At 49.9% G+C, this 14,608-nt stretch carries 11 protein-coding genes and 4 tRNA genes; 8 read left to right on the top strand and 7 right to left on the bottom strand.

The genetic code is table 11. The annotated features are described in order from the left end of the window. Nucleotides 1-6 precede the first annotated feature (6 nt). Nucleotides 7-543: a response regulator transcription factor gene (locus tag ACO0K3_RS14940; protein WP_422985901.1), complete on the top strand. Its 537-nt coding sequence runs from the start codon at nt 7-9 to the stop codon at nt 541-543. Nucleotides 544-667: 124 nt separating this feature from the next. On the opposite strand, the gene ACO0K3_RS14935 is transcribed toward ACO0K3_RS14940, so the two are convergent. From ACO0K3_RS14935 to gltX, 4 genes are all read right to left on the bottom strand, one after another. Continuing rightward, nucleotides 668-1,219 carry a fasciclin domain-containing protein gene (locus ACO0K3_RS14935; RefSeq protein ID WP_422985899.1) on the bottom strand — a complete coding sequence of 184 codons (552 nt, stop codon included), beginning with the start codon at nt 1,217-1,219 and terminating at the stop codon, nt 668-670. A 494-nt stretch (nt 1,220-1,713) separates the two neighbouring features. Next, nucleotides 1,714-1,789: transfer RNA gene (locus ACO0K3_RS14930), tRNA-Glu, on the bottom strand. Nucleotides 1,790-1,935: 146 nt separating this feature from the next. Next, nucleotides 1,936-2,011, bottom strand: a tRNA-Ala gene (locus tag ACO0K3_RS14925). Between the two features lie 69 nt (nt 2,012-2,080). Next, a complete protein-coding gene (gene gltX, locus ACO0K3_RS14920) occupies nt 2,081-3,499 on the bottom strand; it encodes a glutamate--tRNA ligase (protein ID WP_422985897.1) in 1,419 nt (472 codons plus the stop codon). A gap of 298 nt (nt 3,500-3,797) precedes the next feature. Between gltX and ACO0K3_RS14915 the strand changes: the two genes are divergently transcribed. The 4 genes from ACO0K3_RS14915 (at nt 3,798) to ACO0K3_RS14900 (ending at nt 5,864) form a co-directional block, all read left to right on the top strand. Further along, nucleotides 3,798-4,706 carry a pseudouridine synthase gene (locus ACO0K3_RS14915; RefSeq protein WP_422985895.1) on the top strand — a complete coding sequence of 303 codons (909 nt, stop codon included), beginning with the start codon at nt 3,798-3,800 and terminating at the stop codon, nt 4,704-4,706. 110 nt (nt 4,707-4,816) lie between these two features. Further along, a tRNA-Pro gene (locus ACO0K3_RS14910) sits at nt 4,817-4,893 on the top strand. A 138-nt stretch (nt 4,894-5,031) separates the two neighbouring features. Beyond that, nucleotides 5,032-5,108, top strand: a tRNA-Pro gene (locus tag ACO0K3_RS14905). 93 nt (nt 5,109-5,201) lie between these two features. Further along, nucleotides 5,202-5,864, top strand: coding sequence for a hypothetical protein (locus tag ACO0K3_RS14900; RefSeq protein ID WP_422985893.1), 663 nt, complete (start codon nt 5,202-5,204; stop codon nt 5,862-5,864). A gap of 38 nt (nt 5,865-5,902) precedes the next feature. Here the strand turns inward: ACO0K3_RS14900 and ribD are convergent, their stop codons facing one another. Next, nucleotides 5,903-7,003, bottom strand: coding sequence for a bifunctional diaminohydroxyphosphoribosylaminopyrimidine deaminase/5-amino-6-(5-phosphoribosylamino)uracil reductase RibD (gene ribD / locus ACO0K3_RS14895; RefSeq protein WP_422985891.1), 1,101 nt, complete (start codon nt 7,001-7,003; stop codon nt 5,903-5,905). A 56-nt stretch (nt 7,004-7,059) separates the two neighbouring features. After that, on the bottom strand, nt 7,060-8,148 hold the full coding sequence (apbC, locus tag ACO0K3_RS14890) for an iron-sulfur cluster carrier protein ApbC (protein ID WP_422985889.1): 1,089 nt from the start codon (nt 8,146-8,148) through the stop codon (nt 7,060-7,062). Between the two features lie 335 nt (nt 8,149-8,483). Between apbC and metG the strand changes: the two genes are divergently transcribed. The 3 genes from metG (at nt 8,484) to ACO0K3_RS14875 (ending at nt 13,143) form a co-directional block, all read left to right on the top strand. Further along, a complete protein-coding gene (metG, locus tag ACO0K3_RS14885; protein ID WP_422985887.1) occupies nt 8,484-10,559 on the top strand; it encodes a methionine--tRNA ligase in 2,076 nt (691 codons plus the stop codon). Nucleotides 10,560-10,565: 6 nt separating this feature from the next. Beyond that, nucleotides 10,566-11,045 (top strand): GNAT family N-acetyltransferase, encoded by a 480-nt coding sequence (locus ACO0K3_RS14880; RefSeq protein WP_422985885.1) that lies wholly within the window; start codon nt 10,566-10,568, stop codon nt 11,043-11,045. 274 nt (nt 11,046-11,319) lie between these two features. Beyond that, nucleotides 11,320-13,143, top strand: coding sequence for an aminopeptidase P family protein (locus ACO0K3_RS14875; protein ID WP_422985883.1), 1,824 nt, complete (start codon nt 11,320-11,322; stop codon nt 13,141-13,143). A 153-nt stretch (nt 13,144-13,296) separates the two neighbouring features. Here the strand turns inward: ACO0K3_RS14875 and ACO0K3_RS14870 are convergent, their stop codons facing one another. Next, nucleotides 13,297-14,601 carry an ATP-binding protein gene (locus ACO0K3_RS14870; protein WP_422985881.1) on the bottom strand — a complete coding sequence of 435 codons (1,305 nt, stop codon included), beginning with the start codon at nt 14,599-14,601 and terminating at the stop codon, nt 13,297-13,299. Nucleotides 14,602-14,608 lie beyond the last annotated feature (7 nt).

The following is a 14,608-nucleotide window of genomic DNA, read 5'->3' as shown; positions in this document are numbered from 1 at the left end:
GAATTTATGTCCGATAATCGTCAACTGCTTATTATTGAAGACGATACCGCATTCGCAAAAACTCTGACGCGTTCATTTGAGCGACGCCAGTATATGGTGCTGCATGCCACCAGTTTTGAAGATGCTCAACAGTTATTAAAAACTTATACACCGGCATACGCGGTAGTAGATCTCAAACTCAACGGCCATTCATCCGGTCTAGCTTGCGTTCAGCTATTGCACCATCACAATCCTGCGATGTTGATTGTGGTGCTCACAGGATTTGCTAGTATTGCGACTGCTGTTGAGGCCGTCAAATTAGGTGCCTGTCAATATCTGTCCAAGCCATCAAATACCGACGATATTGAAGCAGCTTTCGGTCATATTGCTGGCGCAGCTGAAGTGGAACTGACGAATCGTTCTACATCGATCAAAAACCTGGAATGGGAAAGAATTCATGAGGTTCTGGCAGAAACCGATTTTAATATCTCTGAAACAGCCAGACGATTGGGCATGCATCGGCGCACACTGGCACGTAAGCTGGAAAAGCAAAGAATTAAATAACTCCGCACGTTCGCAATTAGTCAGCGATGACAATATGCGCTTAGTATGAAGCGCCTGACGTAAAAACACCGGACAAATCATCCGGTGTTTTTTTGGACGTCGAGGTCTTACAAGCTAGGGCAAACTACTTAGGCATCAATACGGTATCAATAACATTGATCACGCCATTAGACTGATACACATCGTAGGTACTGATGTTGGCGACATTGCCACTCTCGTCTTTGACGGCAATATTATGTGAACCATTCATCATGAATTTCAATTTACCACCGCTTACGGTATCCATTTCTGCAACACCACCTTGCTTTTTAATCTGAGCGGCAATACTCATAAAATCATGCTTGCCTGGCACTACATGGTAGGTCAGAATTTTAGTCAGCGTTGCCTTGTTTTCCGGCTTCACCAAAGTTTCTACCGTCCCGGCTGGTAGCTTAGCAAATGCGGCATTCGTCGGCGCAAACACCGTGAATGGACCTTTACTCTTCAATGTATCAACCAGACCTGCGGCTTTGACTGCGGCGACTAATGTTGTGTGATCGGCAGAATTCACCGCATTGTCGACGATGTCCTTGCTTGCCAGCATACTCTGACCACCCACCATGACATCAGCTGCATTGCTTAGTGCAGTTGCCGCCATTGCTGCCGCGAAGATAAAAGCGTAATTGAATTTGCGCATGATCGTTTCCTTATAAAGTAAATGCGAGATCGCACAATCTTCTACGGGAACTTTTAATCATCGGATTCAAGAAAATCAGTCGAAGGACCACTTTCATGAAATCCATTTGAGGTCAATTTGAATCGGTATGCATTCAGATCGAGTCAGTTGCCGCTGGTTTTTATTGAGCCCCAGATCATGTATTCGTCAGGTCTGTTCAGAATAGTGAAAATACAGGAGCCTCATTGAATAGGCACATACCTACACTTACAAGTTTGTTGCGTTGAGTGCCACAAATAGAAGTTATTTAAAATTGAAGTAGTGCTGAGTAGCGTTCGCACTACAACATTGGATAAGAATCAAATAGTCCGAAGCCAGACAAGAGATGCAAAAAGAGACGCAAATTTTGAGAGCGGATTAAAGCGGAGGAAATAAAAAAACAAAAGCCGCATTAAGCGGCTTTTGTTTTTACTTTTTCATTAATGAATATCTATCAGATATTCATTAATACAAGCTGGCGTCCCCAAGGGGATTCGAACCCCTGTACTCACCGTGAAAGGGTGATGTCCTAGGCCTCTAGACGATGGGGACAATGATCTGTCCTTGTTACTGACCTGTACTTTTTTTACTTAATTCTGTGTTTCGCAATCAAGCAAGACCAAAATTATATACTACTTTTCTTGATTTTGGCAAGTGCATTTTTCTACACTAGCCAACTTACTTCAAAAACTAATTGCTGGTGGAGGTGAGCGGAATCGAACCGCTGACCTCTTGCATGCCATGCAAGCGCTCTACCAACTGAGCTACACCCCCAGAACAGAAACGAGATTATAGGGGCAAGGCCATACTATGTAAAGCCCCTTTGGTTGCCTTCTCTAAATTTTACTGCGCGACAGAACTTAAGCGCTGAAGTACAACATCGCGTCCAAATAGCTCTACGACAGCATCGATGGATGGCGTTTGCAACTGCCCGGTAAGCAGAAGACGTAAAGGCATGGCGAGTTGCGGCATCTTTAAGGAATACTGAGCCAACGTTTCCTTCATCATTGCCGACAACGCTGCCTTGTTCCACTCCACCGTTTTGCACGCAGTAGCGTAACGCGCGAGTGCTGGCAGCACTGCCTCAGTAATATGCTGTTGACGCAATACGGCATCGGCATTGGGTTGGCGGTAGAACAGCATCGACGCCTCGGCTAATTCCTTCGTCGTATTAGTCCGCTCTTTCATTAAAGCGATCACCGCCGGCAGCTCAGGCGCATGCTCAAATTGCGCACCATCTTTTTCCATTTGTGCACGAACCAAATTTGCGAGGCGCGTATTGTCCGCAGCTTTAATGTAGTGATTATTAATCCAGGCAAGTTTCTCGGGATTGAATTGTGCTGGCGAACTCGATAAATGGTTCAGATCAAACCAGCTACACATTTGTTCCATCGAAAAAATCTCCTCATCGCCATGACTCCAGCCCAGACGCGCGAGGTAATTCAACATAGCCTCCGGCAAATAACCTTTATCCAGATAATCCATGACGCTGACGGCATCACGGCGCTTCGAGAGCTTTTGTCCATCCGTGCCAAGAATCATCGGGACATGGCCATAATGCGGCAGGCTCGCGCCCAAAGCGTTCAAAATATTGATCTGGCGTGGCGTATTGTTCACATGATCATCACCGCGAATCACATGAGTAATTTGCATATCCCAATCATCGACCGCCACACAAAAATTATACGTCGGCGTGCCATCAGGTCTCGCGATGACCAGATCGTCAAGCTCGCGATTACCGATGGTGATTTGTCCCTTAACGACGTCCAGCCAGCTTACCTCGCCATCCAGAGGATTTTTGAAACGAATAACGGGCTTACGATCTGCCGGGATCTCTGGCAAAGTCTTGCCAGACTCTGGACGCCAGGTGCCATCATAACGCGGCTTCTCACCACTGGCACGTTGACGCTCACGCATAGCCTCGACTTCCTCTGGTGACGAGTAACAATGATAAGCGGTACCCTCTGCCAGCATTGTCGCAAGCACTTCGCGATAGCGATCCATTCTTTGCATTTGATAAAACGGACCTTCATCGTGTTGTAAACCCAACCAGTTCATACCGTCCAAAATTGCCTGCACTGCCTCGGGCGTTGAACGCTCCAGATCCGTATCCTCAATGCGCAAGACAAAGACACCACCAAAATGACGGGCAAAAGCCCAGCTAAACAAGGCTGTGCGCGCACCGCCTACATGAAGATAGCCGGTAGGACTAGGTGCAAAACGGGTGCGGACGGGCGCGGAGGTATTTGGAATAGTTGACACGGGGCTGCTCATTAAGTGAAGTGTTTGCCATACTCATCAAACTCATGGCAAAACGGTAAAAGTTAAAATCAGCATTTTACCGCCTTCACCTGCCTCAATAAAGCTAATGCGAAAATTCTAACCAGCCGGGAGCTATCTACATAGGAGTCAGGGGTACGAATTAGTGGAATTAAATGCAAATACTCCCGGACAGACACGAACCAGTACAGCTGCATTCTGACTACAACACCAAATCACCGACCATGTTTAAAGTGTTACCATTACCAAATAAATTCAGGTCAAAGCACAAGCACCCTTGATGCAAAAAAATCCCCATATCCCGCCTGCTTTACCGCTCCCGATACGTCATGGCGTCATGCCGAGTTATCTCTGGCTACCCGAAGGTCAATGGTCAGACTTACTAGACTTTCTGACTAGCCAATTTCCCGATGTCAGCGCTCAGCGATGGTTATCTCGGATAGAGAGACGAGAGGTCGTCGATCAACATGGCTCCGTCTTGCAGGCGAATAGTCCGGTGAAACGCGGCATGTGTGTTTTCTACTATCGAGAAATCGAGGATGAAACACCGATCCCTTTTTCTGAAGTCATTTTGTATCACGATGAGCATTTGCTCGTTGTCGATAAACCTCATTTTTTGCCGGTAACACCGGGAGGCCGTTTTCTACAAGAGACCTTACTGGTACGCTTAAAAAAACAAACAGGTAATCAATACCTGACGCCGATACACCGATTAGATCGCGAAACCGCCGGCGTGATTATATTTTCGCCAACCCCTGCAACGCGGGGAGCTTATCAGACACTATTTCAGCAGAGGCGTGTTCATAAAACCTATCATGCTTTAGCACCGCACTTGCCGGATCAAATTTTCCCACTGATTCGCCGAAGCCGGATGGAAGACGCAGAGCAATTCTTTGTCATGCGAGAAGTCGAAGGGCAAACCAATTCCGAAACCCGTATCGCGATCATTGAACGCCGCGGCATCAACGATTTATATGAATTAAAACCGCTAACAGGAAAACGGCATCAATTACGCGTGCATTTAGCAAGCCTGGGAGCGCCGATCGTAAACGATACGTTTTATCCGGTCGCCCTGCCATGCAGAGGCGATGATTTTTCGGCCCCACTACAATTACTAGCAAAATCTATCGCCTTCACCGACCCGATTAACGGTGAATATAGGCAATTCGATAGTGCGCAATCTCTATAATCTCTGAGACTTTCTCTAGTCTGCACACGGGTTAGCACGACTAAATCACAGAGCGCAAGTGTGACAAAGGTGTTGACATCCTGGCTGCAGCGGGATACTATCTTGGTCTTCGGAGTGTGGCGCAGTCCGGTAGCGCACCTGGTTTGGGACCAGGGGGTCCAAGGTTCGAATCCTTGTACTCCGACCAGATTTTAAAAGACCGTCAGGTTTAATTATCCTACGGTCTTTTTTCAATTTAAACTGTAGTAGTAAATTGTTTAAATGAATTAAGTTTTAAATTCGTCGCAGCAATGAAAATTGACTAGTAATGAATTAATGTAAGTTTCGGAGTGTGGCGCAGTCCGGTAGCGCACCTGGTTTGGGACCAGGGGGTCCAAGGTTCGAATCCTTGTACTCCGACCAATTTAGAAGGATCATCGAGTTTTGCTTGATGGTCCTTTTTTTATTTTGCGGTCACGTCTTCTTCGTCGTCCACATTCTTGTGAGCTTATTCCTATGTTACGACGCCTCCTCGTTTCGCTCATTCTCCTCTCTTCGCCTCTGAGTTTTGCAGCTGGCAGTGTAGATCCTCTATGGAGCCGCGCCTTAAGCATCACACAAGCGAATCAGGCCTATGTGGCTGGCGAGGTTGTTACCGATACAGAAGTATTGGATAGCGACAATCAGAGTCAGGAAGTAACGCACAAAAAGCTGAGGTTGAGCGGTTGGAAAGACGGGCAACCTGTATGGGACGTGATCTGGCTGACAGAAGCACAAAAAAGCGGTCTTGCGAATGTCAAATTTCCGCTGAATATTGCAGAACATCCTGACTACGCCTTATTCAATGGCGAGGTGGAACGTACAGAAAAAATTACTGTCGATAACAGGAACTGCATCATTTTCCTGGTTAAAGGAAAACAGAAGAAATTATCGTTTAAAGCCAAGGTCCTGGTTGAAGAAGCCAGCGGAAAACCGATCAAAGTCGATTACGATCTGGACGGCATTCCGATGGCAAAAAGCATGACGTATTCAGTCAATTTCGGTACAGATGAACAAGGGCGTTGGATGCCTGCTGATGCCACGCTGAATGCGAAAATTTCAGTCATTTTTACCAAGTTCAACATCATCAGCAAGCAAAGTTTTAAACAATGGACATCACGCCCGGCCGCCGCATCCTAAGCCCGACTAGCTCCGCAGAAGTTTGACACGAAGCAGATTCAGAAGCGCGCCAATATCCTGAGAGTATCGCCAATCTGCGTGACCTGATGAAATTTTACTTGCTTCGCCTCTGCGATTTTTTTAAGCTCAGGAAGTTGAAAAAGACCCGCGCCATCACCGAGTATTTTAGGCGACAGATAGATCAGTAATTCGTCTACGCAGCTCTGATCAATTAGGGCGCCATTGAGCGTGGCACCGGCCTCGACATGTAACTCGTTGATCTGCCTGCGCCCCAACTCCAGAAGCAAGGCGGATAAATCCACGTGCGCATCGGCGTCTGGCAAATGCAAAATCTCTGCGCCCTTCTCGACAAGCGCCTGCCGCCTGCTCAAAAACCCCGAATCCACCTCTTTCGCACTGACCAGAATGGTACTGCCATCCTCTAGCAATACGGCATCCGGTGATATGCGCAATTGCGAATCAACCACGATCTTCAGCGGCTGTCGCGGTGTCGTGACAGCACGCACAGTCATCTGCGGATTATCCGCCAGCACAGTACCTATGCCGGTCAAAATTGCATCGGCACGAGCGCGCCACAGATGGCCGTCGTCGCGCGCATCACTGGCTGTAATCCATTTACTTTCGCCATTCGGTAAGGCCGTCCTGCCATCCAGGCTGGCAGCGACTTTCATCCGCACCCAAGGCTTGCCGGTTTCCATGCGTTTAAAAAAACCGATATTCATTTCCCTTGCCTGCTGCGCCAGCAAGCCGGACTCAACCTGAACTCCCGCTTCACGGAGCGTATGTAACCCACGCCCTGCGACTTGCGGATTGGCATCCTGCACCGCGGCGACGACCCTGGCAATACCAGCGTCAATCAAGGCATTTGCACAGGGCGGCGTACGTCCAAAATGGCTGCAAGGTTCCAGCGTTACATATGCAGTCGCACCACGCACATCCAGCCCCCGCGCTGACGCATCACGCAATGCCTGCACCTCAGCATGTGCCTGCCCAACGGGTTGAGTCCAGCCTTGACCGATAAGCTGCCCGTCTTTGACAATGACACAGCCTACTTTAGGATTGGGCGACGTAGCAATCGTGGCGCGGGAAGCAAGCTCCAGCGCCATTTGCATGTAGTCAATATCAGGCAGGCCATTCATCTCAGCAATCGTCCGTATTCATCAGGGTCTGCACTAAAATTTGAGGGTTCAAGGCTTCAAGTATTTTGTACGGTAATAGTCGGAAATTTGCTGGTCATATCTTTCGCTTTTTCCGCAACTTTAATCGCTAGTTTACGGGCGATCTCTTTGTAAATCAGCGCAATCTTGCCATCCGGATCAGCAACCACCGTTGGCTTGCCAGAATCTGCCTGTTCACGGATTGCCATCGTTAATGGCAGGCCGCCGAGGAAATCAACCCCGTATTCGGCACACATCTTTTGACCGCCGCCTTCGCCGAAGATTGATTCAGCGTGACCGCAATTGGAACAGATATGCGTACTCATATTCTCCACAATGCCGAGAATAGGAATGCCGACTTTTTCAAACATTTTTAAGCCCTTGCGCGCATCAAGCAAAGCGATGTCTTGTGGCGTGGTCACAATAACGGCGCCTGTGACCGGGACTTTTTGTGACAAAGTCAGTTGCACGTCGCCTGTACCTGGCGGCATATCGACGATCAGATAATCGAGGTCACGCCAGTTAGTCTGCTCCAGCAACTGCTGCAAGGCCTGCGTCACAATAGGACCTCGCCAGACCATAGGTTCATCAGGATCAATCATGAAACCGATGCTCGACACTTGCAGGCCATGGTTTTCCAGAGGTTCCATGGTTTTGCCATCAATCGTCTCTGGGCGACCGGAGATGCCCATCATCATCGGCTGTGACGGGCCATAGATATCGGCATCGAGAATACCCACGGCAGCGCCTTCAGCAGCCAGCGCCAGCGCCAGGTTCACTGCGGTCGTTGACTTGCCGACGCCGCCTTTGCCAGACGCAACAGCAATGATATTTTTCACATTCGGCATCAATTTCACGCCGCGCTGTACTGCATGCGCAACGATTTTGACATACACATTGACGCTGACATTGCCAACACCAGCAACGGTACGCAAGGCAGCGATCACGCTTTGACGAATCAGATCCATCTGACTTTTGGCCGGATACGCCAGTTCAACATCCAGCGTGACATCTGTGCCAACCAGTTGTATATTTTTTGCGGATCTGGAGGAAACCAGGTCTTTATTGGTATTCGGGTCTATCACCAGGGACAAAGCGGTTTTAATATCTTCTACTGTAACAGTCATGCAAATCTCCATTGAATTTTCGCCAGTCTAGCGCAAAACGCTTATCAGAACCGTATAGCCCTGTAGTACAAGCAAGTTTTTACGTGAGTCCCGGCTTCTTAATATCATGCAATCCAAAACAGACTCCGCAATATCCATGCGCTTCTCCAGACACAAATCGGCTGTCAGGCCCACCAGCATTGCGGATTAGTCAATTACGACTGATTATAAAAACGATACAGCACGGCAATTCAGCGTGACTCGCAGCGCACAGGATTCCAACTCCCTCGTCCCGTCTCTGCTTTCGCTGTTAAAATACATGCCCCCTTGTTTGTTTAATTAAAAGACCATCAACCATGCGCAAGCTGTTCGTTACCACCGCCCTTCCCTACGCTAATGCACCGTTCCACCTCGGCCACATCATGGAATACATCCAGGCTGACATCTGGGTCAGGCATCAGCGAATGTCGGGTAACGAAGTGCATTTCGTCGGTGCCGACGATGCCCATGGTGCGCCTATCATGATTGCAGCGGAAAAAGCGGGTATCACGCCGCAAGAATTCGTCGCGCGGATTGCCGCGGGCCGCAAACAGTATCTGGACGGTTTTCATATCACTTTTGACAACTGGCATTCCACTGACGGTCCGGAAAACCATGCGCTTTCGCAAGACATTTACCGCAAACTGAAAGCTGCCGGATTCATTACGACAAAAACGATCGAACAGTTTTTTGATCCTGTCAAAAATATGTTCCTGCCGGATCGCTACATCAAAGGCGAATGCCCGAAATGCGGTGCCAAGGATCAATACGGCGATTCCTGCGAAGTCTGCAGTGCGGTGTATGCACCAACCGAAGTCAAGAATCCCTACTCCGTATTGACTGGCGCGACGCCGGTGATGAAATCGTCGGAACATTTTTTCTTCAAATTATCAGATACCAAATGCGTTGAGTTCCTTCGTGAATGGGCACTCAAAGACAATCGCTTGCAATCGGAAGTCGCGAATAAATGCAAAGAATGGCTAGAGGGCGATGGCGGTCTGGGTGACTGGGACATCAGTCGCGATGCGCCTTACTTCGGCATCGAGATTCCTGATCAGCCGGGCAAATATTTTTATGTCTGGCTGGATGCACCGGTCGGTTATCTGGCATCTCTGAAAAATTACTTTGGCAAAATCGGACGTGACTTCGACGCGTTCATGGCAGACCCGACGACAGAACAGATTCATTTCATCGGCAAAGACATCACCTACTTCCATACGCTGTTCTGGCCCGCGATGCTGAAATTCTCTGGCTACAAAACGCCGGATAATGTGTATGCGCATGGTTTCGTGACCGTCTCAGGTGAAAAGATGTCGAAATCCCGTGGCACCGGCATCTCACCTTTACGCTATCTGGAAATCGGCATGAATCCGGAATGGCTGCGCTATTACTTCGCGGCCAAACTCAATGCCAAGGTCGAAGATCTGGATATGAATCCTGAAGATTTCGTCGCTCGCGTGAATGCGGATCTGATCGGCAAATATGTGAATATCGCCAGCCGTGCCGCAGGGTTTATCACCAAGCGTTTTGACGGTGCAGTAGTCACTGACTGGGCGACAGCGGACGATACCTTTATCAATCAGCTGCGCAAAGTCTCGTCAGATATTCAGGCTTATTACGAAGCGCGTGATTACGGCAAAGCCTTGCGTGCCATCATGGATCAGGCTGACATCATCAATGCCTATGTCGATGCAAATAAACCTTGGGAACTCGCCAAACAGGCAGAGAACGATGCAAAGCTGCAAGAAGTTTGTAGCCGCCTGCTGGAAGCATTCCGTATTCTGACGATTTTCCTGAAACCGGTGTTGCCGCAGCTCGCCGCTCAGGTCGAAGCACAATTACAGATCGCACCGTTGCAATGGTCGGATGTCGCTACACCGTTGCCGCATCTGCATAAAGTGCTGCCGTATGTCCACCTGATGCAACGTGTCGATATCAAAATTTTCGATCAATTGTTCGATGCACCTACTGATGTTGCGGCAGCGATCTCTGCAACAACGACAGCAGCAGACGCAGCAACCGGCAGCAGCACAAGCATTGAAGAACTGGCGCCAGAAATCAAGATCGACGACTTTGCCAAAATCGATCTGCGTATCGCCAAGATCGTCAACTGCGAACATGTCGATGGTTCGGACAAATTATTACGTCTGACGCTGGATGTCGGCGAAGGCCGCACCCGCAATGTGTTTTCAGGTATTAAATCTGCGTACCAGCCAGAACAACTGATCGGCAAATTCACTGTGATGGTCGCTAATCTGGCACCGCGCAAGATGAAATTCGGGATGTCCGAAGGCATGGTACTAGCCGCGTCTGCTGCCGATGAAAAAACTAACCCAGGTCTTTACATCCTCGAAGCCTGGCCGGGTGCAGAACCTGGTATGCGGGTACGTTAATCTGCCATGGAAATCGTGGTCAGAGAAGCGACTATGGACGATGCGCGACTGATTGCGCATCTGACCCGCGCTTGCTGGGCAGGCAAAGTCGCCCCCGGCTCTACAGGCCATCATGAAGACAGCGAGCGCGTCACCGGCGATCTGATGCAAGGTGGCGGTTTCATTTTGCTGGCCGCGGAAGAACCCATCGGCTCTGTCCGCTGGCTGCCTCTTGATACCGATTCCGGCACCTGGGAAATCATGCGCATGGGTGTCTTACCGGCATTTCGCGGTCAGAGCCTGTCGCAACATCTGCTGGAAGCCGTGATCCATGCAGCGCAGACGGCACATGTAGACGAATTGCGCCTTGGCGTGCGGGTCGATCAGCCGCGCCTGCTCGATCTTTACGCTGCCTATCAATTCGAAGTTGCACCAGAGCTTGAATACTCACACGCCAATCCGCATGAACCCGCACCGAATGTCATGCGTCGTTATTTGCGTAATTGAGCTGATTCATTCGCCGTATTTAAAGAAATACGGAACAAACTTGGAAATTGCTTTTCAGGCGCGGAATTAAATATATCTACGATATACTGACATCTTTATTTGCTAGTACTTGCCTGTATTAAAGCTGAAGTACCATCGTTTATTTGTCTCAATTTGCCTGCATTTGTCTGAATTTGCTTCTATTCAATCTATTCGATTTTTATTCCCTGTTGCTCGCTATTGTCTCACTCGACTCCGCTCCACCCTCACTCACCATTCACATTGCGTCGCTCACATGAACAGTCCACTCAGCCCAGCCGCCGTCACCTCACCGATTCCTGCACGCTTGGTACAACTGCGCGCTGCCATGCAGACCGCCGGTCTGGATGCCTACATCATTCCGTCGGCAGATCCGCATCTGTCTGAATATTTGCCGGGACACTGGCAAGGTCGTGAGCATTTTTCAGGATTCACCGGCTCTGTCGGCACTCTGATCGTGACTGCGGATTTCGCTGGACTGTGGGTCGATAGCCGCTACTGGAGCCAAGCAGAACAAGAGCTGGCACCGACCGGCATACAGATGATGAAAATCGCATCGGCTGCGGCCACCCTGCATATAGACTGGCTAGCGGCAACCATGCAAGCTGGTCAGACCGTCGGTGTCGATGGCGCGGTTTTAGGACTGGCGACAGCCCGCCTGCTGGAGCAAGCCTTGCAAGCCAATGGTACCCGGCTCGATACTAGCAAAGACCTGCTACAAGAGATCTGGCCAGATCGTCCGGCCTTGCCACAAGCGGCGATCTTTGAACATCTGGCACCATATGCGGTGGTCAGCCGTCAAGATAAACTTGCGCTCGTGCGCGAACAAATGCGTGCAAAAGCCGCCGAATGGCATTTCGTTTCAACCGTGGACGATATCGCCTGGACCTTCAACCTGCGCGGCTCTGATGTAAGCTACAACCCGGTGTTCGTCGGCCATGCCCTGATCAGCCAAGACAGTGCTGCGCTGTTTGTATCCAATGGCAAAGTTCCCGCTGCACTGGTTGAGATACTGGCAAAAGACGGCGTCTATATCGCAGATTACGCCAAGGCATCCGGAGCATTGGCAGCACTGCCTGCAGGCAGCAGTTTATTAATCGACCCGCGCCGTATTACGTTCGGTTTCCGTCAATCGGTACCGGCGTCGGTCAAGGTCATCGAAGCGATCAATCCCTCCGTCTTTGCGAAATCGCGCAAGACACCGCAAGAAGCGCAATTCGTGCGCGAAGCGATGGAACAAGACGGCGCAGCACTGTGTGACTTCTTTAGCTGGCTGGAAGCATCTCTCGGCAAAGAACGTATCACTGAACTCACCATTGATGAGCAAATCACCGCCGCCCGCGCCCGTCAGCCACATTTTGTCTCGGCAAGTTTCGGTACGATTGCCGGCTTCAATGGCAATGGCGCCATGCCGCACTACCGCGCCTTGCCTGAATCTCACGCCGTCATCGAAGGCAACGGCCTTTTGCTAATCGACTCTGGCGGCCAATATCTGAACGGTACGACAGACATCACACGCGTGGTTCCTGTTGGTATCGTTTCTGCCGAACAAAAACGTGATTTCACGCTGGTGTTAAAAGGCATGATCAATCTGTCACGCGCGCAATTCCCACGCGGCACATTGTCTCCCATGCTCGATTCGCTGGCACGTGCGCCGATCTGGGCAGAAGGCATCAATTACGGTCATGGCACGGGTCATGGTGTCGGCTATTTCCTGAATGTGCATGAAGGCCCTCAGTCGATTTCCGGCGCGATGCCAGAACCTCATACCGCGATGGAAGCAGGAATGATCACATCGAATGAGCCTGGCATTTATCGTCCGGGTAAATGGGGTGTGCGTATCGAAAACCTGATGCTGAATATCACTGGCCACCAGGGTGAGTTCGGCGAGTATCTGAAATTTGAAACCATGACCCTGTGCCCGATTGATACGCGCTGTATCGATCTGTCACTAATGCGTGATGATGAAATTGACTGGCTCAATGCCTACCATGCAACGGTACTGCAACGCCTGTCACCACGTGTCTCCGATGCAGCCAAGGCCTGGTTGGAACAACGCACGCAAGCAATCAGTCAATAATTTGATTGAGGTATTTGATTAAGCTGTCAGGCGAACATCGCTGACAGACATCAAGGTCGTGTGAGGCGGTGAGGCCATAAATCAAGGCAGTCATCAGCATCATGCGGCCTTTGTTTTTGTGGTTCGTTGAATCGTCATCCTCAGCGACAACCGTCACCGCAGGGACACAATAAATTTCGCGCCACCCAAAGCGGATTCCTCTACAACGACGCTGCCACCGTGCAGCTGTATCGCCTTTTGTACGATCGCCAGCCCCAGGCCAAAGCCTCCGGTATGCCGGTCACGGCTACGGTCAATCCGATAAAACACATCGAAAATCTTGCTACGCTCAACAACGGGAATACCAGGTCCATTGTCTTCGACCGTCATCGTTATCTGACCGGTCCCAGACCGTTGTGCGGATAGTCTTATTACACCATTGCCATACTTGGTCGCATTGCTCAGCAGATTACCCATGGCTCGCACGAGCAAGCGGCGATCGCCGTTCAACTCACCCAGATCACTGGCGAGTTCCAGCTTGATATCCTGATCTGTCAATTGATGTTCCATCGCATGCAAACAATCCTGCAACATACCGTCGATGGCAAATGGCTGACGCTTCAGAGCATGTTGCTGATCAAGCTTCGTCAGATCCAGCAGTTCATTCACAAGCGCATTTAGTTCATGAATATCATCTTCCATCGCCGCGATACGTTTTTCTTGTACTGCCTGCGGCGCATTACGCAATAACTCCAGACCGAATTCCAGACGGGCAATCGGCGTGCGCAATTCATGCGATACCGAGTGAAGTAAGTTTTTATGCGTCTCTAGCAGCACATCAATGCGGCTCGCCATCTGGTTCATACAATCTGCCAGCGGGAACAGGATGGAGCTTTCGCTAAGCTGAATCCGCGTATTCAGATGGCCCTGACCAAACTCATCCGCCACGCCAGACAATTGCTGAAGTCCGCGCCAATGCGAGCGTGACCAGAACGCAATCGGCAACAATAAAAACAGCGCGACAATGGCATAACGTAGCGCCTCCATCTTCAAGACCACACCCACGTCAATCGGCAAGTCCCTGGCATGAATCACATCACCAGCGCTGCCTGCGTATTTACTGTCATTAAGGTCAACCCGACGATAAAAAGATTTGCTGGCGATATCCAGCACCACTTCACCGCGCTGCAAAGCGTAACGCTGATCACCGTCAAGCGCTGATTGCGCTTGCGGCAAAGGGATCAGGTCTATGTTGAGATTCGATACTTCCCTGACCTTATTCAGGCGCAGCAGCCATTCATCGGTGGGAGCTTTATCCACATATTGTTCCAGCAAAAATATCTGAGCCGAAACTTGGCGCAAGGCGATCTCTTCCAGCGGATCACCAAACAAGCGATTAATCGCGAAATACACAGCAAATGACGCCAGCGTAATCGCTAGCAACACCAGCACGACAAATCGCCAGAAAATCCGGTTCATGATCGTA

The organism is Undibacterium sp. Rencai35W, from assembly GCF_049340185.1.
Taxonomy (GTDB): Bacteria; Pseudomonadota; Gammaproteobacteria; order Burkholderiales; family Burkholderiaceae_D; genus Undibacterium.
Note: the sequence above shows the minus strand (reverse complement) of the source record. Positions and strands in the feature narration are given on the sequence as shown.